Genomic DNA, 21,161 nt, shown 5'->3' with positions numbered 1-21,161 from the left:
TCAACCAAAGGAGGCGCCGCTCAATGAACCGTCTCAGAACCAGGCATCTGCTTCAGGGTGCAGCGTGTCTTGCGCTCACCGGCTGCGGTCACGCGTCCAACATCGATATCATCGGCTCGTTCTTTCCGGTGTGGATGCTGTGCGTCGCCATCGCCGTCCCCCTTACCTTCATCGTGCACAAGCTGCTGGTTCGGTTCGATCTGGAAAACGACGTCGGCCCGCTCGCGCTCTTCTATCCCTGCACGGTTCTTCTCTTCACCAGCCTGCTTTGGCTGATCTTCTTCCGGTAGGAGCGACAACGATGGATACAACAAGCGCAGCAACGCAACCGCCGCCGGAGCATGCCGCGTCGAAGAAGAGTCTGGGCCGTGCGATCGGCATCGGCGTGGCGGTGGTGTCGCTCGCGATGCTCGCCCTCGTGGTGCTTCAGGTGGACCTGCATCCGCGCACCGACGACGCCAGCGTGCGCGCCAACTTCATCGAGATCGCGCCGGAGGTCAGCGGGCGTCTGGTCGACCTGCCCGTCAAGGACAACGCTTTCGTCAAGCAGGGCGATACGCTCTTCGTCATCGACCCGAGGCCGTATGAGTATGCGCTCAAGCAGGCGCTCTCCGATCAGGACGCGCTCGAACAGCAGATCGTCGACGCACGCCGGCACATCGCCGCGCAGACCAGCGCCGCCGAAGCGCAGCGCGCCAATCTCGCCAACTCGCGCACTGGCATTCAGACCGCGGGCACGCAGATCGATGCCTCCGCGGCAGCCGTCGCACGCGCGCAGGCCGCGTCCACGGCAGCAGACGCACAACTGAAGCTCGCGACCAACAATCTGCATCGCATCGAGCCGCTGCTGAAGCGGCAGTACGCGACCGTCGAGCAGGTCGACCAGGCGAACACCGCCGTACGCGTCGCGCAGGGCAACTACGACGAGGCGCAGGCCGCGCTGATGCAGGCGCAGGCCGCCCAGCAGCAGGCCAACTTCCACAAGATCGAAGCGGCTTCGCTTGCGGTCGAACAGCAGGCCAAACTCGGGCAGGCCGTACACACGATCGACACCGTCGACACGCTCGTGTCGCAGCGTCCGGCCAAGGCGGCGAAGGTGGAGAGCGCGCGGCTCGACCTCGAACGCACGCGCGTCGTCGCGCCGTTCAACGCTTACGTGACGAACCTGAACCTCTCGGTCGGCGCCTATGCGCGTCCGGGCGCGCCGCTGTTCACTCTGATCGACACGCGCACCTGGTACGTCATCGCCAACTACCGCGAATCGAAGCTCAAGAATATTCATCTGCAGGATCCGGTCGACGTCTTTCTGATGGGGCATCCGGACCGCCACTTCAGCGGCACGGTCGAGAGCGTAGGCTATGGCGTCTTCCCCGAGGACGGCGGCGTCGCGCAGGGTCTGCCCAACATCGACCGCACGCTGAATTGGGTGCATCTGTCGGCGCGCTTCCCTGTCCGCATCCGTGTGCTGGACCCCGATCCAACGCTCTTCCGCATTGGGGCGACCGCCGTCACGGTCGTGCGCTAGCCCATGGCCGCGAGCGCAGTCGTCACGCCGCCCAGCCCCGTCTCGTCCAGCGCGATCCCGCGCCAGTCCTGGACGGAAGCGCTGCTGCAGGATCTGCAGCCCACGCCGGGCAGGCTTGCCGGTACGCTGCGCATCGTGCTCGCGTCGATCCTCGCGCTCCTTCTCATGGAGGCGCTGCAGATGCCGTTCATCTCGATCGGCATGTACTTCATCTTCCTGATCGGTCGCGATAGCCCGGCGGTCTCGCTGCGCAGCGCGCTCTTCTCGCTCGGTATCGTCTCGCTCGCGATCGCCATCGAGCTGGGTGTCGTGATCCTCTCGGACAATGACCCCGTCGCACGTCTGCTCAGCGTGGCCGTCGTCACGTTTATCGCGGGCATGATCGTCGTCTCGACCACGCAGCCCGCGCTCGGTTCGAGCTTCGGCCTTATCTACTGCACCGTCATCAGCCTGTGGGAGGTGCATGCGCCGGCGAGCCGGCTGGTGAAGACCTCGCTCTTCCTGGTCGGGACATTCCTGATCGCACTGGGCTGCGCCGTGGCCGTCGAGTACGTCTTCGGCGACCGCAAGCCCGCGGAGAAGCTGCAGGAGCAGCGCCACATCCGCTACGTCGCGTTGACGAAGCTCTTCCGGCTCTACGCCGAGAACGCCCCCCAGGCGCGGCGTTTCGAAGCCGCGGCGGCTGTCTCGCGCATCGCCATCGCCGGGCAGGCCGGCATGATGACGCTCTATAACGCGATCGTCGAGCAGAACCTCGACACAGGCGGCCTGCCCATCGCCATCCGGCCACGCATCGCCATGCTGGCGCAGTTGATGGACGTGGCCGCGGCCTTTGGGCTGCAGAATCCGGCCGAGGTCGACCCGGAGACGCAGGCCCGCTGCGCGCTCATCGCCGAGGCATGCAACCGCCTGATTCCCGGCGCGCTCGAGGCGCCGGTCGAAGGCCTGCAACTTGGCCCCGCCGGACGCTATACCCTGCTCGACCGCGTCGAGGGCGCGCTGCACTCCATCCTGACCATGCCGGTCGCCGAACGCGGCACACGGCGGCGCGAGCTCGTCGCCCTGCCCCGCAAACATGTTCCGTTCTTCATTCCCGGCGCCATCCGCAGCCGCGAGAGCGTCGCCTTCGCCCTGAAGATCAGTTTTTGCTCCACGTTTCTTTACGTTCTCTACCATGCGCTCGCGTGGCCAGGCATCTCGACCGCCGTGACGACCGTTCTGGTCACCGGCCTCAGCAGCTCCGGCGCGATCAAACAGAAGCTGGTCTTTCGCGTGCTCGGTTCGGTCATCGGCGGACTGATCCTCGCGATCGGCGCGACCGCCTTTCTTTTTCCGCACATGGACACCATCTCGTCGCTGGTCGCGCTCGAGGCGGTCATCGCCTTCATCGCCGCATGGATTGCGGGTGGACCGAAGTTCAACTACATCGGGCTGCAGGTCGCCTTCTCGTTCTACATCGTGGCCTACGAAGGCTTCAGCGCGCCGACCGAACTGGCGCCCGCCCGCGACCGCTTCGTCGGAATCCTGATCGCGCTCGCCCTGATGGTGCTGGTCTTCGATCAGCTCTGGCCGGTGCGGACCACCACCGTCATGCGCCGCGGACTCGCCTCCATGCTGCGCATCGGCGGCGATCTCTTTACGACTCTCAACGCGTCGGAGAAGACCGCGGACGCACGCCAGACGATCCTTCAACACGCGGACGGGCTGCGCGACCGGCTGGGCGCCACGGTCACCGCGCTGCGCAGCGCCAATACATCGGTTCCCTATGAGTTCGGCGCGAACCGCGAAGACCATATTCAAACCGGCGATATGATCCTGCGCGCGGCCATCACCTCGGCCGCGCTCTTTTGGAACCAGTTGACGGTCCTGCACAACTCGCACGATACGGACTTTCTCCTGGACCCCGATCTGCAGGAGATGCGCCGTCGCATGGCCATCCAGTTGAATGTCATGGCCGATGACGTCGTCGTCACAGGCGCCGTCATCACGAAGAACCCGGACGTGCTGCTGACTCCGGCCATTCTCGCGAATCCGCGATACGCGGAGTACGCGCGCAACACCGCGGCCCGCTTCGAAGAGCTGCAGAACTTCACCGCGATTCTCGAACAGCACCGATATTGAAGCTAAGGGTGCGCCACAGGCTGCAGCGCACCCTTTCCTGCGCTTATGCGCAGCTTTCCCGTTCAAATTCCCGGCCTTAACTAGGCCCTGCTGCGCCGCCGCCGATCCAGCAACTCGGTCTCCTTCAACGCATGCAGGAAGCGTACATCCGTCTCCAGCAGCGACAGCGCGGCGCGTACGATCATGCTGTCGTTGGCGCGGATGCCGTACTCCGTCGATGCGTATCCGCTGAGCTGGCGCAGCTTCGTCAGGTCTTCCGGGTAAAGATAGACCGTATTCCGCGAGGTCTGCAGGTTCGCGGAGAGAGGTTTGACCGGCGCGCTGGACCGCTGAATCGGGGGCTGCGGCGCCACCGGCTCGCTGGACGGCGGCTCGCTTGCGGCAATCCTCCGCAGCACGGGCTGCGCCGGGATCGGCCGCGCCTCGGCCGCATCCGTCACGTCGCGCGCATCCGCCGACTCGGTGGCCTGGCGAAGCGCCGCGAGGGGGTCTTCGCGGAAGGCGTTCATCGGGTTGTACTTTGTCTTCGCCATCGGCTAGCTCCCCGCCTTTTTCGTCTTTCCCTGCTGCTCGCTCCTCTGTTCCAACGACGCGCTCTGCGGCAGGCTTACGATCTCGAGCGCGAGCTTTCCGGCCAGCGCCTGCGCCGACCGGTCGAGCACATTCCAGCCGCCGCCGCCGACGAAGTGCGCAAAGGTCTGGCGGTCGGGAATCTGCGTCTTCAACGCTTTGATCTTCAGATGCGAGACCGACTCCTCGACACTCCGGGCCAGGATCGTGCCCGCCTTGACTCGGTTGACCAACACCCGTACAAAGGCCTTCGGATTGGTCTTCTCGGCAAAGCTCACCGCCTCGCTGACCTCCCAGAGGTCCACCACCGTCTGACCCGTCACCACGATGATCACGTCCGCCTGCTTCACCGCCACCAGGCTGGCCGCGTGTTCGAGGTTCGGCGGCGTGTCGAAGACGATATAGGTGTACTGATTCTTCGGAATCGCAATCTCCACCTGCGAGCCCGAGTAGCGGATGCTCTTGCTGCTGGACCCCTGCTTGTCGAAGTCCTGCAGAGCGACGTGGTTGCCCGCCTGGCGCAGAGCCTCGGCGACGAGGAGACTTGAGGTGGTCTTTCCAGCTCCGCCCTTTTTGGCAAGAAACGCTATCTTCATACTGTCACACTCTCCCACAATAACAATCTCTTCAACTTATGCTCTCTCGACAAAAAATCGCCGTCTATATCAAGAGCGTACCCGCTTCGTACACCGAATCTCGGATAGTCCTACTGTCATACTAAATGACTCTCGAAAAGTCTCACTCTCAGAGACTCATACTCTACAACAGTTCTTCGACGGTGCTGCGTTCGATGGACAGATTCGAGATTTGATTACAGTCGGAATATATGAACGTCCGACTATATGAGTGTATGATACTTGCCGTCAACAGGCGAAACGCCCTGGTTGAGAGTGGCTGCCTGTATATGGGTATCGCATATAGTGTGAGTGTGCGAGTTTAATACTAAGCACAAAAAGAACTATTTTACATACTGTCCTACACTCATACACTCGCCATCCGCTCACTTCAGGTATGCTCTCCATACGGTGTATTGTGCTCCAAGGGAAGTTCTTGGCTGCTTACCTCTGGAACGGAGACGGGTCGACTCGCATGGCGAAAAAGGCAACTCTCAAAACTCCGAGAAGCACCCCGGCGGCTGAGCGCGAGGAGGAAGACCGGCTCTTCGAATCCCTGCCGGCGTACGAGGACGCCGGGCCTGAGGAATCGCACATTCCGCTGGTCGATCGATCCCAGAGCAAGGACCTTTCGCCGGTCGAACGGCGTTGGCTCGACTCGATCGTCGAGATACGCGAGAAGCCGACCGACTTCTCGCGCTCCTACTTCGCGCGCCAACTGGTGCAGTGTACGCTGCCGCATAGCAACCCCGGACAGATTCCGATCTGGGAGCGGGTCAACGGCGACCTGAAGCTGTCGATCCGGCCGTACTTCGCCACCGATCGCGGCTTTCTCTATCCCTATGGCACGCTGCCGCGCGTCTTTCTGAGCTGGCTCGTGACCGAGGCGGTACGGACGCGGAGCCGCCGCATTCACCTCGGGCAGAGTTTCTCGGATTTCCTGCGGCTGCTTGGACTGAACCCCAGCAACGGCGGCAAGCGCAGCGACACCGTGCGGCTGCGCGACCAGTTGGAGCGCCTGCTGCGCGCGACGATCAGCTTCGAACAGACGACGCCGGGCTCGAAGCGCAAGAGCTGGATCGATATGCAGATCGCGCCCAAAGCAGTCGTATGGTGGGACTCCTCCGACCCGAAGGGAACCCAGGGCTCGCTGTTTGAGAGCTACATCATGCTGAGCGAGGACTTCTACGACGCAATCACCGCCGCGCCCGTGCCGGTCGACCTGCGCGCGCTGCGTGGGCTGCGTAGCTCCTCGCTGGCGCTCGACCTGTACACGCTGCTGGCCTACGAGACCTGGCGCGCCTCCGAGAGCGGGGTAGCGCGGACGATCCCGTGGAAGGGCCTGCAGGAGCAGATCGGATCGGAGTACAAAAGCATGAAGCGGTTCAAGGAGAAGGTCCGCGAGGCCATCCCGAAGATCGAAAAGGTCTTTCCCGGGCTCAAGGTCAGCACCTCGGAGGCCGGCCTGAGCGTGAAGCCTGGCGTCCCGGCGATCCCCAGCAAAGCGGCCGTCAGCAAGCTGCTTTCGTCCGCGTCCTAGCCTCGTGAGCCGCTGAAATGGGTGCCAGTTGGCTTATTCTTCGGCATTGCCGATGTTTCGACCGCTGAAATGGGTGCCTCGTTCATCGGGGCCGATGCGGCCGCTGCATTAGGATCCTTCTCCGTCGAGTACCGCTGAAATGGGTGCTTCTCCGTCACGATGCCTTGAAAAGGACCGGCTTCTACGCTGAATTGGGTGCCGGATAAGTTCCAAACTCCCGCGCTGAAGTCTTTTCCGCTGAAATGGGTGCCTCGTGGTGCCGCCGTTTCCCAGCAGGAAGCTAAATAGAGCGCTGAAATGGGTGCCTTCTCCATCCGTGTCCTCGGCATGACCGCTGAATTGGGTGCCTTTGTCGCATGGTGAACACGCCTGGCTGCAGTTCGTCCGCCCCCACGTGCACCGGATGAGGCGAGACCGCTGAATTGGGTGCCAGGCAGGGAAGCGACAGCATTGCTCAGGCAACGTCAATGCATGGAGGCCGGTTTTTATCCACGCTGAATCGGGTTCCGCCAAAAACGCCTCGATGTGTGTTTGACATGCTGAATTGGGTGCTGTCACACGCTGAATCGGGTGCTGCTCCACGCTGAATCGGGTGCTTGCTTAATAAGAAGCCTTTAGTTTTGTCTTTATATAGCGTCTCTAGCTCTTTATGAAGCCTGTAGTTGCATAGACGCCTTATGTTGCAAACGCTGCGGCACCCACTTCAGCGTGCCGCAATCGTCACCCCTTGCTGCCGCTTACGCAGGACTATCATGATCTTCAGAGATGGCTCCTCGAAACTCCAGACCGACACGCACGCCTGTGAAAACGCAGTCCGCGAGCTTGAACCAGATGGGCAAGGAACAGGCCTTTGCCGAGGTCGTGGAGCTGATCTCGGCCTCGCGAACGCGGGCTTTTCAGGCGGTGAACTCGGCGTTGATCGAGCTTTACTGGGCGCTGGGCGCGATGCTCAGCCGCCGGATCGCCTCGGCCGAATGGGGCGCGGGCGTGGTCGACGAGCTGGCCGCGTTCATCGCCGCGACTTATCCCGGCATACGTGGCTTCACCCGGCGCAACCTGCTTCGAATGAGGCAGTTCTACGATACTTACGCCCAGGACGCAATTGTGACAACACTGTTGACACAATTGCCGTGGTCGCATCATCTCCTGATCCTCAGCCAGAGCAAACGACCGGAGGAGCGCGAGTTTTACATTCGGCTGGCGATTCGCGAGGGCTGGAGTTTTCGCGAGCTGGAACGGCAATACAAGACGGCATTCTTCGAGCGGACCATCCTCAATCCGCCCATCGTGTCGGCAGTGATGACACAATTGCATCCCGGCGCGCTCGACATCTTCAAGGATGCGTATTCGCTGGAGTTCCTCGGGCTTCCCGCGGAGCATCGCGAGGCCGATCTGCATCGCGGCCTGGTTCATAAGTTGAAGGATTTTCTGATCGAACTGGGCCGCGATTTCTGCTTCGCGGGCTCGGAGTTTCCGCTGCAGGTCGGGAACCGCGACTTTGCGCTGGACCTGCTGTTCTTTCATCGGGGTCTCAACTGCCTGGTTGCGATCGAGCTGAAGGTAGGCCGCTTCGAACCGGAGTATCTGGGCAAGCTCGACTTCTACCTCGAGGCTCTGGATCGCGATGTGCGCAAGCCGCATGAGCAGCCCAGCCTCGGCGTGCTGCTCTGCGCGTCGAAGGACGATGAGGTGGTGGAATTTGCGCTCAGCCGCAGTCTTTCGCCCGCGCTCATCGCGCAGTACACGACACAGTTGCCCGATAAGGCGCTGCTGCAGGCGAAGCTGCATGAGTTCTATCTGCAGGGCGCAGTGGGCGAGGACGAGGCTCTGTAGGGGCCGGAGCAGACTGCCTGGACGCCTGGCAAGCAAGCATTGCGGGCGGTCGCCGGGCTCCGCAGAAAGAGAGATCAGAAGCTGTAGCGGACGCCTCCTTCGATGCGCCGCCCGTTGTCCGCGCCATAGGCAACGCCGAAGAGCGGCGAGCCCAGGACGCCGCCGATGGCGGTCACGTTCGTATGGTTCAGCACGTTGGACGAGCGCACGTTCAGCACGATCTTTTGCGGATGATCGGCGTTCGCGTTCTTCGTCAGGGTAAAGCTGCGCTGCAGGTTCATATCGAGGTAGACCGTCCACGGCATGATGCCTTTGTTGCGGGGCAGGGAAGCGGTTCCGCCGGAGCTTACCAGCAGGCCCCAGGGCGTCTGCACCGCGCCGGGCGTGCCTGGCAGCGCATACTGCGGACGGTCGTTGAAGTTGCCGTCGCCGTTGTTGTCCGCGCCGGTGGTGATGTTGTAGGGCGCGGCGCCGTTGCCGTTGAAGTTCGCGGTCAGTTGCAGCTTTTCGGGCAGGCTCAGGCTGGCGTTGCCGAAGACGTTCCACAGCGGATTGCCGGTGCGGCGCGCGTACTCGCCCGTGTTTACGCCGGTCGTCTGCGGGCTTGAAAACATGCTGTCGTCGGTGTCGTCGACGATCTGCACACGCACCGCGCCGACGAAGAACTGCACCCGTTTCAGCGTGTGCTGATCGAGCCCGAAGAACTCCGCATTGCCGTAGCCGCGCCCGGTGGCCTGCACCTGAAAGATGTTCAGATTGGCGGGTCCCGGCCGCGGCCCGGTGGGCGAGCCGTTCAGCGGGGAGTTCACATTCTCCGTCCGCAGATTGTTCCAGAACTGCGCGATGTAGTAGTCGCTCGAGAAGGTCCAGCCGTGAGGGAAGCTATGCGAGAAGCCGAGGTTCTCGATGCCGTACTCCTGATTCGCAAGGTGCGGCGCGACGCTGCGCACGGATTGCACGGGCGTGATGCCGGTAAACGGGTTGCAGGCCGACCCCAGGACGCTGCAGTAGACCGGGTTATAGGCGATGCTGGTCGTGCGCGCGATGCCGTCCTGGCGGACGATCTCGGCGTACTGCCGCGTCCGGACGCGTCCGGCGAAGAGGCCCGCATGCGCGTGCAGGCTCCAGGTCTGCTTCCGATCCGGCGACCACGCCACGCCCATGCGCGGCGTCACCGAGCCGACCAGGTTGGGGTTGTTCTGCGCGAAGTAGCGCATGCCGTAGTCGAGCTGAACCCGCGGCAACAGCTTCCACGAGTCCTGAACGTAGATCGCATCCCGCGTCTGCCAGATGTCAACGAACGGGCTGCCGGCCACGTTCGAGAAGTCCGTCGGCGTGCCGCCCGCATAGCCGTGCGTGGCGCGAAAGTACTGCTCGAGGCCGGTAATCTGCACTGTCTGGCCGGTCGGCAGATGCGTGACCGGGTCGAGCGCCGGGGCCGCGCCGCCGTTGAACAGATACGAGCCGTTGAAGTTCGTCGTCATGTGCCGGTGTTGGACGTAGGTGTCGGTTTGGATGCCTATCTTCAACAGGTGCTTCTTCCAGTTGAAGATGGCGTCGTCGTTGAACTCGATGCCCAGCTCGTGCATCCGCTGCCGGCCGACCGACGTACCCCCGCCGGTGAATGCGCCGGAGACCTGGACCTGCGGCGCGGTCGATTGCGGCGTATCGTCCTCGCCGTCCCACTCAATGCTGAGCGAAGACTCGTGCATCAGGGTTGCGGAGGCGGTCGTGACGTTTCTGATACGCAGCGTATGGTCGAACTGCTCGCTGTCGTAACCGCTTTCGGCCAGCGTCGTGCCGCCGACGCCTACGTTCGCCAGATGGTTCACATCGGCGTTATAAGTGACGATCAGGGCATTCTTCGGGTTCAGTTGCCAGTCGACGCGGACGCCGCCCAGCCAGCGCTGCTGCGGCGTGGCGACGTTCGCCAACGTCGCCACCTGGTTGTCGTTGGCGTCGACCGTTACGGCGTTCACGGTCGCGGAGTTGTCGATGGTACGGTGCTCGAGCGTGGTGGTGAAGTCGCTGCCTTGCTTGCGGATCGGCCCGGTCAGCTCGAAGCCGTAACGCTGCTTGCCCAGCGCGGCGCGGCTGACGGAGAAGGGATCGCGCGCGTTCATCCACGGGCTGCCGTTGGTGGTGAAGAGCGCGCCGTGAAAGGTGCTCTGTCCGGGCTTGGTGTAGACCTCGATGTGTCCGCCGCCGAAGGGAGGCTCGCGGTACTCTGCCGAGTAGAGATCGGGGTTGACCTTGATGTAGGCGATGGAGCTCTTTGGCGGCAGCTTGGTGTTGCCCTCGTCGCCCTGGAAGCCGTCGACCGTGATGGAGGTGTTGGCGGGGTTCGCGCCGGCGGCGCCGCCAAGCTGCTGCAGCTCCCGCAGCAGGTCGTCGGGGTCGTCGGCCAACGACTGCAGCCGCTTGCCGGAGATCTCCTGAGTTGCGCCGGTCGCATTGGCCGGCCTTGGCGCGGGATCTTCGCCGTTTACCTCCACCACGGTCTGCATCTCTTCCAGACGCAGCACGACATCGAGCGGCGCGCCCGGCGTGTCGACTTTCAGGTCGATCGCGGCGAAGTTCGGCGAGCTTACATGCAGCGTATGGTGGCCGGGCGTGGCGCACGCGAAGCGAAAGCCGCCGTCCGAGCCGCTGACGACGGCCGGACCGGCGTCCAGCGTAAGGCTTGCGCCGGGCACGACGGCCGCTGTCGTGTCGTGAACGACACCGGCAAGCGGCGCGCCAGCTCCTTCGCATCGAACCTGCGCCAGGGCACAGGGCGTCGCCAGCGCCAGAAGGCAGGCGGCTGCATCTATCCGTCTCATGCTCGCTCCATGCGGCAGCGCGCCCACGGCGGCGCCGTCATCTTTGAAAGTTAGACAGGTATACGGCAGGCACGCCGCCGCGGTTCCCCGGATCGGGGGGAATCTTTCCGGATCCGTCGGTTACGGCTTCGCGGTGTTGTTGGCGCGATTGCCGTCGGGGATGCGATGGTCCGGGTCGATCACGACCTCGGCGATCTTTTTCGTCGTGGGCAGAGGCATGTTGTAGATGGCCTTCTGCATCCAGGTCTCGGCCGGGAGCTTGATCTTCAGGTCCGTACCGTCTTCAAATTTGACCTGCACCCACGCGGGCAGCACGAGCTGGCCGTTCTGCTCGATGGTGACGTGTGCACCCTTCGACGGGTCCGCGGGGTCGTTGTACTTCACGTCCTTCGCGGCCATGTCCAACGTCCAGTTGTTCTCGTACCAGCCGCGCCAGAAGTAGCTGAGATCCTCGCCGCCTTCGCTCTCCATCTCGCGAAAGAAGTCCGAGGGCGTGGGATGTTTGAAGGCCCAGTCGCGGATGTACTTGCGGAAGGCGCGGTCGAATCGCTCGTGGCCGAGAATCTCCTCGCGCAGGATATAGAGGCCTTCGGCGGACTTGAAGTACGTGATCGGGTGGCGATACTTCTCGCGGATGGCGTCGGCTCGCATGAGGATCGGCGGGGCCTCGGGGTCGGCGATGACCCTGGCGATCTCGTCGGCGGGATAGCCGCCGCCGGGCGCATACTCGCCATCGCGCTTCGGACCCCATACGCCGTTCTTGAACTGGTCCGACTCATAGATGTCGATGAAGGTGTTGAAGCCCTCGTCCATCCACGCATCGCGGCGCTCGTTCGACTGCACGGTCATGGGGAACCATGTGTGGCCGATCTCGTGCGCGGTAACGACGAAGAGGTCCTTGGTTTTGGTCTTGATGCCGTCGAAGACGAGACCCGGGTACTCCATGCCGGAGGAGAAACCGGCGACGTTGATGCCTGCGGGATAGGGGTACGGGTACCAGTCCTGCGAAAAGTGTTCGACGGCGTCTTTCAGGTACTCGGTGCAGCGTCCCCAGCCCTCGTCGCCAGCGGCCTCGGCGGGGTAGAAGCTCTCGGCGAGCGCGGTCTTGCCGCCGGGAAGGTTCATCTTCGCGGCGTCCCAAATGAAGGACGGCGAGGCGGAGAAGACGGCGTCGCGCGTGTGGTCCATGTGGTAGTGCCAGGTGAGGACGCCGTCCTGCTTCGGCCGGCTGGCGGGGTCGTGGACCTCGTCCAGCGTGCGGATGAAGACGGTCCTGTCGCTGGCGGCGGCCTGCTTCAGGCGATCCTGTTGCGTCTTCGTGAGGACCTCTGCGCCGTTGACCAGCGCGCCGGTTCCCGCCACCATGTAGCCTGCGGGAACGGTGATGAAGAGGTCGTAGTTGCCGAACTCGGTATAGAACTCGTTGCCGAGGAAGGGCTGCGTATCCCATCCGCGCAGATCGTCGTAGACGGCCATGCGCGGATACCACTGGGCGATATCGTAGATCGGCCCGTCCTTCACATCGCCGACGGAGGTGCGTCCGCCCCAGGGGCCGGTGACGGTGTAGTGGTACTTGATGAGGATCTTGATCGACGCGCCATGGGGCAGGGGCGTGGGCAGCGCGATGCGGGCGCGCGTGTCCGAGATGACGTACTCGGCCTTCACTGGCCTTGCGCCCTTCGTGTTCGACACGAGATCGAGCGATTCGAAAACCGTGCCTTCGGTGTTCAGGTTCTCGGCGCGCTGGCGGCTGCCGCCCGAGAAGGCGCGCGACCGGGCGTCGGTCCGGTAGGTGTTCTGTTCGACCTGCAGCCACAGGCTGTTCAGCGCGGCGGGGCTGTTGTTGGTGTAGGTGATGGTCTCGGTGTTGGTAAGGGTTTTGGTCGCGGGGTCGATGCTCGCATGCATCTCGTAGTCGGCCGAGTTCTGCCAGTAGAGCGGGCCGGGCGAGCCGTCGCCGCCGCGGTAGGCGTTGGGCTGCTGCGGCATGTTGTAGGGCGCGAAGGTCTTGAGCGGATTGTACGTGGCTGAGCGGCCGCCGGTGTCGGGCGCCTGGGCGCGGCGCTCCGGCTGCTGTTGCGCCGTCGCGGCGGTGACGAGGACTAGGACGGCTGCGGCTGCTTTCAAGGCGCGCTTCATGGGATCTCCTGCAGGTTGTGTGTGACTGTATGAGAACAGGTGTGGAGGGACGGGGGCAAGCAAGCCTACGCCAGCGCATCCGCGAGATAGAGCCGCATCACCCTGGTGAACTCGGCGACGACGGCCTCGCGGTCTTCGGGCAGGGCCTGGCTGTAGACGCCGAGCAGGCCCTTGATGATCGCGACGATGACCTGGGCGTTGAGAAAGGCGCGGTCGGCTGTCAGGCTTGGCTTCAGCATCTGGAGCGAGGCTGCGATCGTTCTGCGTAGCGGTTCGCGCTCTCTGCGGGTGCGGGTGAAGGCGAGCGGCGCGTCGAAGAGCGGCAGATACGCAGGCCGGTCGCGCGCGAAGTCGAGGATGCTCGCGATGAAGGTGTCGGCGAGGGTGGCGTCGACCGGACGCTGCAGAGCCTTCGCCCAGTGTCCCTCGGCCTCCTGCGTGTACTGCGTGATGAGGGCGAGGGCGAGCGCCGGCTTGTCTGGAAAATAGTCGTAGAGCGCGCCGATGGAGGCCTGCGCCTGCTCGGCGATGGCGGTCATCGTGACAGCCTCGTAGCCCAGCGAGCCGAAGAGCTGCTCGGCCGCGCGCAGGAAGCTGGCGCGACGGAGTTCGGCGCGGCCCTGCTTGGGGCTTCGTCCGGCGTTCGCGGGGGCCGTCGGATTTGCAGAAGTCGAGGACACCCTCATATATTAGAGTGAAAGGGAAGTTGAGGGAATCCTCAACTTGCTGAAGAAGGGGGGAACGGCATGACGCTTGCACTTGATTCAAAGACGGCCAGCCCGTTGCGGCGGCGGCTGGTGCTGGCGATCTGCTGCATGAGCGTGCTGCTGGTGGGCATGGATGTCACGATCGTCAACGTGGCGCTGCCGGTGATCCAGCACGATCTGAAGGCGAGTCTTTCGGGGCTGCAGTGGGTGCTCGATGCGTATACGCTGGTGGTCGCGAGCCTGCTGATGCTTTCGGGTTCGATGTCGGACCGCTTCGGGCGCAGGCGCGTGTTCCAGATCGGACTGGTGCTGTTTGTCGCGGGCTCGCTGCTGTGCAGTCTGGCGCATACCTCGGGCGAGCTGATCGCCTATCGCGCGCTGCAGGGGCTGGGCGCGTCGATGCTGAACCCGGTGGCGCTTTCGATCGTGGCGAACGTCTTCACCGAGCCGAAGGACCGGGCGCAGGCGGTGGGTGTGTGGGGCGCGGTGGCGGGGCTGGCGCTGGCGATGGGGCCTCTGCTGGGCGGCGTGCTGACGCAGGCGATCGGCTGGCGCGCGATCTTCTGGGTCAATGTGCCGATCGGCATTACCGCGGCGATTCTGGCGGCGGTGTATGTGCCGGAGTCGAAGGCGGCGCGGGCGCGGGCGTTCGACCCGGTGGGGCAGGCGCTGGTCTTCGTAGGCCTGACGACGCTGACCTATGCGGTCATCGAAGGGCCCCGCGCGGGTTGGGGCTCGCCGCTGATCCGTGGGCTGTTTGCCGCGGCCGGGCTGGCGCTGGCGAGCTTCCTGCTGTACGAGCCGCGACGCCGGGAGCCGCTGGTGAACCTGCGTTTCTTCCGCAGCGTGCCGTTCACAAGCGCGACGATCCTCGGGCTGTGCTCGTTCTCCTCGTTCGCGGCGTTCCTGTTTCTGAATGGACTCTACCTGCAGCAGGTGCGCGGTTTCTCAGCGTCCCGCACGGGGTTGGCTACGCTGCCGCTGGCGCTGGCGATGATGGCGGGTTCGCCGCTGAGCGGCCGGATGGTGGGGCGGTATGGGACGCGGCCCTCGCTTTACGCGGCGGGCGCATCCTTTCTGCTGAGCACGCTGACGTTGACGCAACTGACGCCGGAGACGCCGGTGGGCGTGCTGCTGGCGGCCTATGGGCTCTTCGGGCTGGGTCTGGGGATGGTGAATCCGGCGATCTCGAACAGCGCCGTGGCGGGGATGCCGCTGGCGCAGGCAGGCGTGGCGGCGGCGATCGCTTCCACCGGGCGGCAGGTGGGCGCTGCGCTGGGCGTCGCGGTCGCCGGAACGGTGGTGGCGTCGAGCCGGGCCAGGGGAACGAGCTTCACGCTGGCGACGCATCCGATCTGGTGGATCATGACGGGATGCGGAGCGATGGTGCTGCTGCTGGGATGGGTCTCGGCGACGAGCTGGGCGCGACGGACTGCGGCGGTTGCGGCGGCGGACCTCGATTTGTAACTCCCTTTTTATTGATAGGGGATAGCTCGACGACAGCGGCGCCTCGAATATTGCGGAGTAAGTGGCGGCTTTCATAGCAAGGGAGCTGCGGCTTTGTCGCGCACTTCGTGTTAAATTTCGTTGCCAGCCGTGTTTATCTGCTAATATTGGCCCACACCATCTTTTGTACAGCCAGTGCAAGCGGGAGGATATCTGCATCTTCCTTCCGGCTTCGGCTCCTCGAAGTATCGAAATGCCTTCCTTCTCGTTGTTTGGGAAGGTCTGCGATCTCCTGTTTTTCTTCTCGAATCAACGCGGGATTTGGGATTTATCTCGTGGTGCGAACCTGATTTACCTGAAACTCATCGCCCGGTAGACGTTTTTTTAGACTGGTTCGTTTTTTACACCGCCTTTTCGGCCTTTGAGAGCCCCTATGTCCCTTCGTCGCGCCCGTCTTGTATCTCTTTGCACCTTCGTACTTGCGAACGCATGCGCCGTTCTCTCCGGTTCCGCTCAGACCTCGTCTTCGAGCGCTCCAAAGGTACACCTGCCGGGCAATGTCCATACGGCGGCCGTTCCATCCGTCCGCATCACGGCGAAGGTGGACGACAGCCGGCGCGCGATGCTGCGAGGCCACGTCTCGGGAGCGTTGCGGCATGCCGTGGATCTGGGGCATATCCCCGCGTCTACACAGGCGCAGCATCTGGTGATGACGTTGACGTCGAGCGACGAGCAGAAGCGCGAGCTGCGCAAGGTGCTCGACGAGCAGCAGGACAAGCAGAGTCCGAACTATCACCAGTGGGTGACGCCGGATCAGTTCGGCGATCTCTTCGGCGCCTCCGACGCCGATATCGCGAAGGTCAGCGCGTGGCTGCAGTCGAAGGGCTTTCAGGTGGAAGACGTCAGCAAGAGCAAACGCGTCATCCACTTTGGCGGCACGACCGGCCAGCTTGAAAACGCGTTCAAGACCGAGATTCACAGCTATCAGGTAGGCGCGGAGACGCACATCGCAAACAATAGCGAGATCTCCGTTCCCGAGGCGCTGAGTCCGGTGATTGCGGGCGTGACGTTGAATAACTTCTTCCGCAAAGGCCACATGGGGCCAGTGAAGAATCTGCGCGATGTGAAGGCAGAGGCGGCGGCGCAGCCGAACTATACCTCCTCTTCGACGACGCATTACGTCGGCCCGTGGGACTTCGCGACCATCTACAACACCTTTCCGCTGCTGAACAAGGGCATCACGGGTTCGGGTTCGAGCATTGCGGTCGTTGGCCGCTCGGACATCCTGCTGAGCGACGTACAGACCTACCGGCAGATCTTCGACCTGCCCTCGAACGACCCCATCTTCATCCACGCCGGCCAGGACAACGGCACCGAGCCGGGCGACGACGGCGAGTCGGATCTCGACGTCGAGATCTCGGGCGGCATCGCGCCCAATGCGCAGGTTTACTTCGTCATCGGTACGCCGACCTTCTTCGTCGACGGCATCACGAACTCGATCGAGTACATCGTCGAGAACAATACCGCCGACATCATGAGCATCAGCTATGGAAGCTGCGAGAGCGTCGAAGGCGCGGGCGGCAATGCGTTCAACAATCAGGCCTTCGAGCAGGCGGCGGCGCAGGGCATCAGCATCTTCGTCGCGGCGGGCGACAACGGCCCGGCCGAGTGCGATAACTCGAACGACAGCTATGAAGTTCTCGGCTATGCGACCGGCGGCGAGGCGTCCACGCCTTACAGCGTCTCGGTCGGCGGCAGCCAGGGCTTCGAAGGGACGACCGCGGCGGCTGAGTCTCCGTATTGGAGCTCGACCTCGCAGCAGGCGCCTTACTGGGGCGAGTCCGCCATCAGCTACATTCCGGAGGTTCCGTGGAACGAGGCAAAGAGCGCGGATAAGAGCGACTCGCCCTCAGCCGACCTTGGCGGTCTCTGGTCGGGAAGCGGCGGCATCAGCTCGTATTATCTGCAGCCTTCATGGCAGCGCGGCGTGGGTGTATCCACGACCGATCCCACGCTTCCGGGCGGAGACTGGGTTACCGGCGTGACCTTCACCAACGCCGGCAGCGGGTACACGACGGCCCCGACCGTGACCTTCACCGGCGGCGGCTGCGTCACCGAGCCTGTGGCGACCACCACCATCAGCGGCGGCGCCGTGTCGGGCATCGTCTTCAACTATGGCACGCAGGGCGGAACGCTGAAGGGCGGGCAGGGCTTCGGCTGCACCTCCGCCCCGACGGTTGCCTTCGGCGCGGCGCCCAACGGCGGAACGACCGCCACGGGTACGGCGACGATCGGTCAGATGTACAACCAGCCGCAGCTTGTGACGGGCGTGCCGCACCGCTACACGCCCGACCTCGTGCTGAACGCCGCTTCCGGCCACGACGCCACGATCTTCTGCAGCGAGGGCAACTGCCAGACGAGCGGTTCGGGCAACGCGGTTTCGCTGGTCAATGCCGGACTGGTTGGCGGCACCTCGGTCGCCGCGCCCAGCATGGCCGGCATTCAGGCGCTCATCAACCAGGCCAACGGCGGTCGTCAGGGTATGCCGGGCTACATCTACTACGCGCTGGCCGCGGCCGAGAACCTCACGAACTGCAATTCGACACTGGGCAACACCATCGGTACGGGCTGCGTCTTCCAGGACATCACCCAGGGCGACAATCTCATCTGCGGCACCTCCGCCTGCTCGGCGACGAACGGCAAGATGGGCTTCTCAGCCGGCACGGGCTATGATCTGGCCTCGGGTCTCGGCTCGGTCAATGCGGCGAACATGTCCGCGGCATGGAGCACGGTCACCTTCAACAGCACCTCGACGACTCTGAACCTCTCGCAGACCAGCGGGATCGCCCAGGGCACGCCGATTACCTTTACCGGCAAGGTGACGCCCGGTTCGGGCACGGGTACGCCGACCGGCGATGTGGCCTTCATCGTCAGCAACGGCATTCTGGGACAGACCATCAACATCAACGACGGCAGCCCGAACGGCTCCGGCGCGTTTGCCACCCTCAACAACGGAACCTACACCGCAACGGTTTCGAACCTGCCGGGCGGCAGCTACACCGTGACGGCGCGCTATGGCGGCGATAGCAACTTCGCCTCCAGCGTGTCGACGCCGGTGCCGGTAACCGTCTCGAAGGGCGCCAGCGTCGTGACGCTCACGCCGGGTTCGATCAACCAGACGGCCTGCACGATCACAACCGGAGCGGGCGCCAGCTTTACCTATGGCGGTCTGGTCTGGATTCCGGCGACGGTTGCAGGTGCGACCGGACAGGGCGTGCCGACAGGTACGGTCACGATCACGGTGGACGGCGTGAACTGGGGTACGATCACGCTCGATCCGAACGGCAATGGCTACCTCGTAGCCGGCGCGGTTCCGACGACCTCCTGCCTGTACGGCTACATCTTCTCGCAGGGGGCGCTCATCCCCGGCGGCAACCACACCATCGGCGCGTCGTACTCCGGAGACGGCACCTTCGCCGCTTCGACGGCAACGCCGGTTTCGATCACGGTCGCTCCGCTGACGGTTACGCCCACGCTGGCGGCTGGCTCGACCTTCATCACGTCTGGCGCGTCCGATACGCTGACGGCCACTTTCGGTACGATCAGCGCGTTGACCGGCATCACCCCCGGCATCGCAGGACCGACCGGCACGGTCACCTTCACGGACACCACGACATCCACCGTGCTGGGAACCGCCAACGTCGCCGATGTAACGACCTTCAGCGGAAATACCTATAGCTACAGCGCGACGGCGGCGGCGGCGACGACCGGCATCACCGCGACCGGCGCGAACAGTATCACCGCTACCTACTCGGGCGATACGAACTTCACCTCGACCACCTCGGGGCCGGTTACGGTCACGGTTGGCACGGGCGCGGCGACGAGTGTCTCGGTTACATCAAGCGCCAATCCGACGACGCTTGGCGGTCGCCCAACCTTCACCGCGACGCTGACGGGTGGACCTACCTCTGGCACGGTGACATTCTTCGACGGCTCGACGGTCCTCGGGACGGGCACGGTCGGTACGGCCCACACGGCGACCCTGAAGCTGGGGACCACGCCAGCATTTGTCGGCGGCACGCACAACATTACGGCGTCCTTCGGTGGCGTATCCGGCACGTACACCGCGAGCACCTCGCCGGTCTTGGTCGAGACGGTTACGCAGGGAACGGCGCCGATCACGCTGACGGTGCAGAACAACGGCACGGAGGGTAAGAGCTTCACCTTCGCCGCGGTTCTTACGCCGAGCAGCACCAGCGCCACCTACTCGCCAAACCAGAGTGTCGTGAACTTCCTCGATGGCGGCAGCACCCTGATCGGAACGGCTCAGCCGATCACCATTACCTCGACGCAGGGTGGTTACGGCCTGTGGACGGCAACCTACACCGCGACGCTGGCCGCCGGCACGCACTCGATTACCGCAACCTACACGGACGTCAACTATAGCCTGACCACCTCCGCAGCGCAGACCGTGACGGTGAAGGCCGTGACTCCAAGCAAGCTGGTCTTCACCACGGCGCCGCCCGCCGCCGCGATCGCCGGTGGTAACGCCGGCACGGTCCAGGTGGCGTTGGAAGACGCCTCCGGCAACATCGCGACGACGAACTCGAGCGCTGCGGTAAGCATCCTGATCGCCGGACCGAAGGGCTATTCGGCCACGACCTCCGGAACCACGAGCAACGGTGTCGTCAGCTTCTCGCTGAGCTCGCCCTTGACCGCGGCGGGCGTCTACACGGTCACCGCGTCCAGCGCAAGCATGACGCCGGCGCAGGCCTCGTTGACGGTCGTCGGCGGTCCGGCGGCGAGCCTGGCGATTGGCGGGGTCGCCACTCCTGCCAGCCTGCTTACTACCTACCAGGGCACCATCACCGCGACCGATGCGTACGGCAATCCCGCTCCCGGCTTCACGGGCACGGTTGCGCTTACCTCTTCGGACCCGTCGGTGACGGTCAACCCCACCTCCTACACCTTCAGCTCCGCGGACGCGGGCGCGACCACCTTCCAGGCGTCGTTCCGGAATGCGGGCACGTTCTCGATCATCGGAACCTCCGGCTCGTACATGGCGTCCGAAACCGGCATCACGGTTCTGGCCGCGGTCGACGTGCTCAACGCCGACTCAAGCATCAGCCGCTACAACACGACCGGCTACCTGCTCAACCAGTCGCCGACCTCCGGCAGCAGCTCCACCTTCGGCGCAGTCGCGGTCGATAGTGGCGGCGCGGCCTGGGCCGTCTCGAACGGAACGCTGAAGAACGTCAGCGCCACCGGCGGCGCGGTCACGATCTCCGGCCTGACAGCGGCGGGCATCAGCGCTCCGGTGTCGGTCGCACTCGATGGCGCCAGCAATGTGTGGGTGGTCAACGGCAACAACTCGGTCAGCGAGCTGACCGTCGGCGGCGCGGCGATCTCGCCGGCCACGGGCTTCACGGGTGTGACGACAGCGACGACTGGCGGAGCCACGAACTACTCGGCCCCGGCGGGCATCGCGATCGACCTCTCCGGCAACGTCTGGGTTTCGAACTCGACGGCAAACACCGTCACCGAGATCCTGGGCGCCGCGACCCCGGCGGCGCCGCTTGCCACCGCGGTCACGAACGTCACGACGGGAGCCCGCCCGTAGGTCTGGAGCTGGTGGATGAATATAAACCCCTTCAAGAGCGACCCGCTCTTGAGGGGGTTTGTTGCGTCAAGACGTCGCACTGGGCGTCCATCCAAGGTAGCTTGCAGCGTCGATGAGACGGAACCCTAGTTATCGGACTCACTCCGGCCAACGGGCAATATTCTGCGTGGGACGCAGCGCGACCTTGGCCTCTGCTAGCACGAAAGTGCTAAAGCTGATGGTTA

The 21,161-nt window shown here is 64.0% G+C and carries 13 protein-coding genes; 7 read left to right on the top strand and 6 right to left on the bottom strand.

The annotated features are described in order from the left end of the window. The first annotated feature begins 23 nt into the window (after positions 1 to 23). From CHB87_RS21400 to CHB87_RS21390, 3 genes are read left to right on the top strand one after another with little or no spacing between them, the layout of a single operon-like run. Positions 24 to 290 carry a YtcA family lipoprotein gene (locus tag CHB87_RS21400; RefSeq protein ID WP_089410496.1) on the top strand — a complete coding sequence of 89 codons (267 nt, stop codon included), beginning with the start codon at positions 24 to 26 and terminating at the stop codon, positions 288 to 290. Between the two features lie 11 nt (positions 291 to 301). Further along, positions 302 to 1,525 carry an efflux RND transporter periplasmic adaptor subunit gene (locus tag CHB87_RS21395; protein WP_089410495.1) on the top strand — a complete coding sequence of 408 codons (1,224 nt, stop codon included), beginning with the start codon at positions 302 to 304 and terminating at the stop codon, positions 1,523 to 1,525. 3 nt (positions 1,526 to 1,528) lie between these two features. Further along, entirely contained in the window at positions 1,529 to 3,646 is a 2,118-nt protein-coding gene (locus CHB87_RS21390; protein WP_089410494.1) for an FUSC family protein, read from the top strand. Positions 3,647 to 3,726: 80 nt separating this feature from the next. Here CHB87_RS21390 and CHB87_RS21385 read toward each other — a convergent pair whose 3' ends face one another. Both CHB87_RS21385 and CHB87_RS21380 read right to left on the bottom strand, forming a co-directional pair. Then, the gene (locus CHB87_RS21385; RefSeq protein WP_089410493.1) at positions 3,727 to 4,179 is read right to left on the bottom strand and encodes a hypothetical protein; all 453 of its coding nucleotides are present in this window, start codon (positions 4,177 to 4,179) and stop codon (positions 3,727 to 3,729) included. A gap of 3 nt (positions 4,180 to 4,182) precedes the next feature. Continuing rightward, complete coding sequence (locus CHB87_RS21380; RefSeq protein WP_089410492.1) at positions 4,183 to 4,812, bottom strand: ParA family protein; 630 nt, start codon at positions 4,810 to 4,812, stop codon at positions 4,183 to 4,185. Between the two features lie 493 nt (positions 4,813 to 5,305). Here CHB87_RS21380 and CHB87_RS21375 point away from each other — a divergent pair, with 493 nt between their 5' ends. Continuing rightward, positions 5,306 to 6,370 carry a replication protein RepA gene (locus tag CHB87_RS21375; protein ID WP_176441921.1) on the top strand — a complete coding sequence of 355 codons (1,065 nt, stop codon included), beginning with the start codon at positions 5,306 to 5,308 and terminating at the stop codon, positions 6,368 to 6,370. Here CHB87_RS21375 and CHB87_RS22065 read toward each other — a convergent pair. Further along, complete coding sequence (locus tag CHB87_RS22065; RefSeq protein ID WP_142988476.1) at positions 6,367 to 6,684, bottom strand: hypothetical protein; 318 nt, start codon at positions 6,682 to 6,684, stop codon at positions 6,367 to 6,369. The genes CHB87_RS21375 and CHB87_RS22065 overlap by 4 nt on opposite strands. 487 nt (positions 6,685 to 7,171) lie before the next feature. Between CHB87_RS22065 and CHB87_RS21370 the strand changes: the two genes are divergently transcribed. Further along, a complete protein-coding gene (locus tag CHB87_RS21370) occupies positions 7,172 to 8,203 on the top strand; it encodes a PDDEXK nuclease domain-containing protein (RefSeq protein ID WP_217897089.1) in 1,032 nt (343 codons plus the stop codon). 74 nt (positions 8,204 to 8,277) lie between these two features. Here CHB87_RS21370 and CHB87_RS21365 read toward each other — a convergent pair whose 3' ends face one another. From CHB87_RS21365 to CHB87_RS21355, 3 genes are all read right to left on the bottom strand, one after another. Then, positions 8,278 to 11,025, bottom strand: a complete 2,748-nt coding sequence (locus CHB87_RS21365; protein WP_089410498.1) for a TonB-dependent receptor — start codon at positions 11,023 to 11,025, stop codon at positions 8,278 to 8,280. A gap of 120 nt (positions 11,026 to 11,145) precedes the next feature. Beyond that, a complete protein-coding gene (locus CHB87_RS22805; RefSeq protein ID WP_089410489.1) occupies positions 11,146 to 13,164 on the bottom strand; it encodes a M1 family metallopeptidase in 2,019 nt (672 codons plus the stop codon). 65 nt (positions 13,165 to 13,229) lie between these two features. Continuing rightward, the gene (locus tag CHB87_RS21355; protein ID WP_089410488.1) at positions 13,230 to 13,850 is read right to left on the bottom strand and encodes a TetR/AcrR family transcriptional regulator; all 621 of its coding nucleotides are present in this window, start codon (positions 13,848 to 13,850) and stop codon (positions 13,230 to 13,232) included. A 60-nt stretch (positions 13,851 to 13,910) separates the two neighbouring features. Here CHB87_RS21355 and CHB87_RS21350 point away from each other — a divergent pair, with 60 nt between their 5' ends. Then, on the top strand, positions 13,911 to 15,338 hold the full coding sequence (locus tag CHB87_RS21350) for an MFS transporter (protein ID WP_089410487.1): 1,428 nt from the start codon (positions 13,911 to 13,913) through the stop codon (positions 15,336 to 15,338). 412 nt (positions 15,339 to 15,750) lie between these two features. Beyond that, positions 15,751 to 20,937 (top strand): Ig-like domain repeat protein, encoded by a 5,187-nt coding sequence (locus CHB87_RS21345; RefSeq protein ID WP_089410486.1) that lies wholly within the window; start codon positions 15,751 to 15,753, stop codon positions 20,935 to 20,937. Positions 20,938 to 21,161 lie beyond the last annotated feature (224 nt).

It is taken from the genome of Granulicella rosea (assembly GCF_900188085.1).
Classification (GTDB): Bacteria; Acidobacteriota; Terriglobia; order Terriglobales; family Acidobacteriaceae; genus Edaphobacter; species Edaphobacter rosea.
The sequence above is the reverse complement of the archived record's forward strand: the minus strand, read 5'-3'. Positions and strand labels throughout refer to the sequence as shown.

Coding starts and splice junctions, on each gene's coding strand:
- CHB87_RS21375 (WP_176441921.1), top strand. CDS start 5,306: ATGGCGAAAAAGGCAACTCTCAAAACTCCGAGAAGCACCCCGGCGGCT.
- CHB87_RS21390 (WP_089410494.1), top strand. CDS start 1,529: ATGGCCGCGAGCGCAGTCGTCACGCCGCCCAGCCCCGTCTCGTCCAGC.
- CHB87_RS22805 (WP_089410489.1), bottom strand. CDS start 13,164: ATGAAGCGCGCCTTGAAAGCAGCCGCAGCCGTCCTAGTCCTCGTCACC.
- CHB87_RS21355 (WP_089410488.1), bottom strand. CDS start 13,850: ATGAGGGTGTCCTCGACTTCTGCAAATCCGACGGCCCCCGCGAACGCC.
- CHB87_RS21345 (WP_089410486.1), top strand. CDS start 15,751: ATGTCCCTTCGTCGCGCCCGTCTTGTATCTCTTTGCACCTTCGTACTT.
- CHB87_RS21385 (WP_089410493.1), bottom strand. CDS start 4,179: ATGGCGAAGACAAAGTACAACCCGATGAACGCCTTCCGCGAAGACCCC.
- CHB87_RS22065 (WP_142988476.1), bottom strand. CDS start 6,684: ATGGAGAAGGCACCCATTTCAGCGCTCTATTTAGCTTCCTGCTGGGAA.
- CHB87_RS21350 (WP_089410487.1), top strand. CDS start 13,911: ATGACGCTTGCACTTGATTCAAAGACGGCCAGCCCGTTGCGGCGGCGG.
- CHB87_RS21400 (WP_089410496.1), top strand. CDS start 24: ATGAACCGTCTCAGAACCAGGCATCTGCTTCAGGGTGCAGCGTGTCTT.
- CHB87_RS21395 (WP_089410495.1), top strand. CDS start 302: ATGGATACAACAAGCGCAGCAACGCAACCGCCGCCGGAGCATGCCGCG.
- CHB87_RS21380 (WP_089410492.1), bottom strand. CDS start 4,812: ATGAAGATAGCGTTTCTTGCCAAAAAGGGCGGAGCTGGAAAGACCACC.
- CHB87_RS21365 (WP_089410498.1), bottom strand. CDS start 11,025: ATGAGACGGATAGATGCAGCCGCCTGCCTTCTGGCGCTGGCGACGCCC.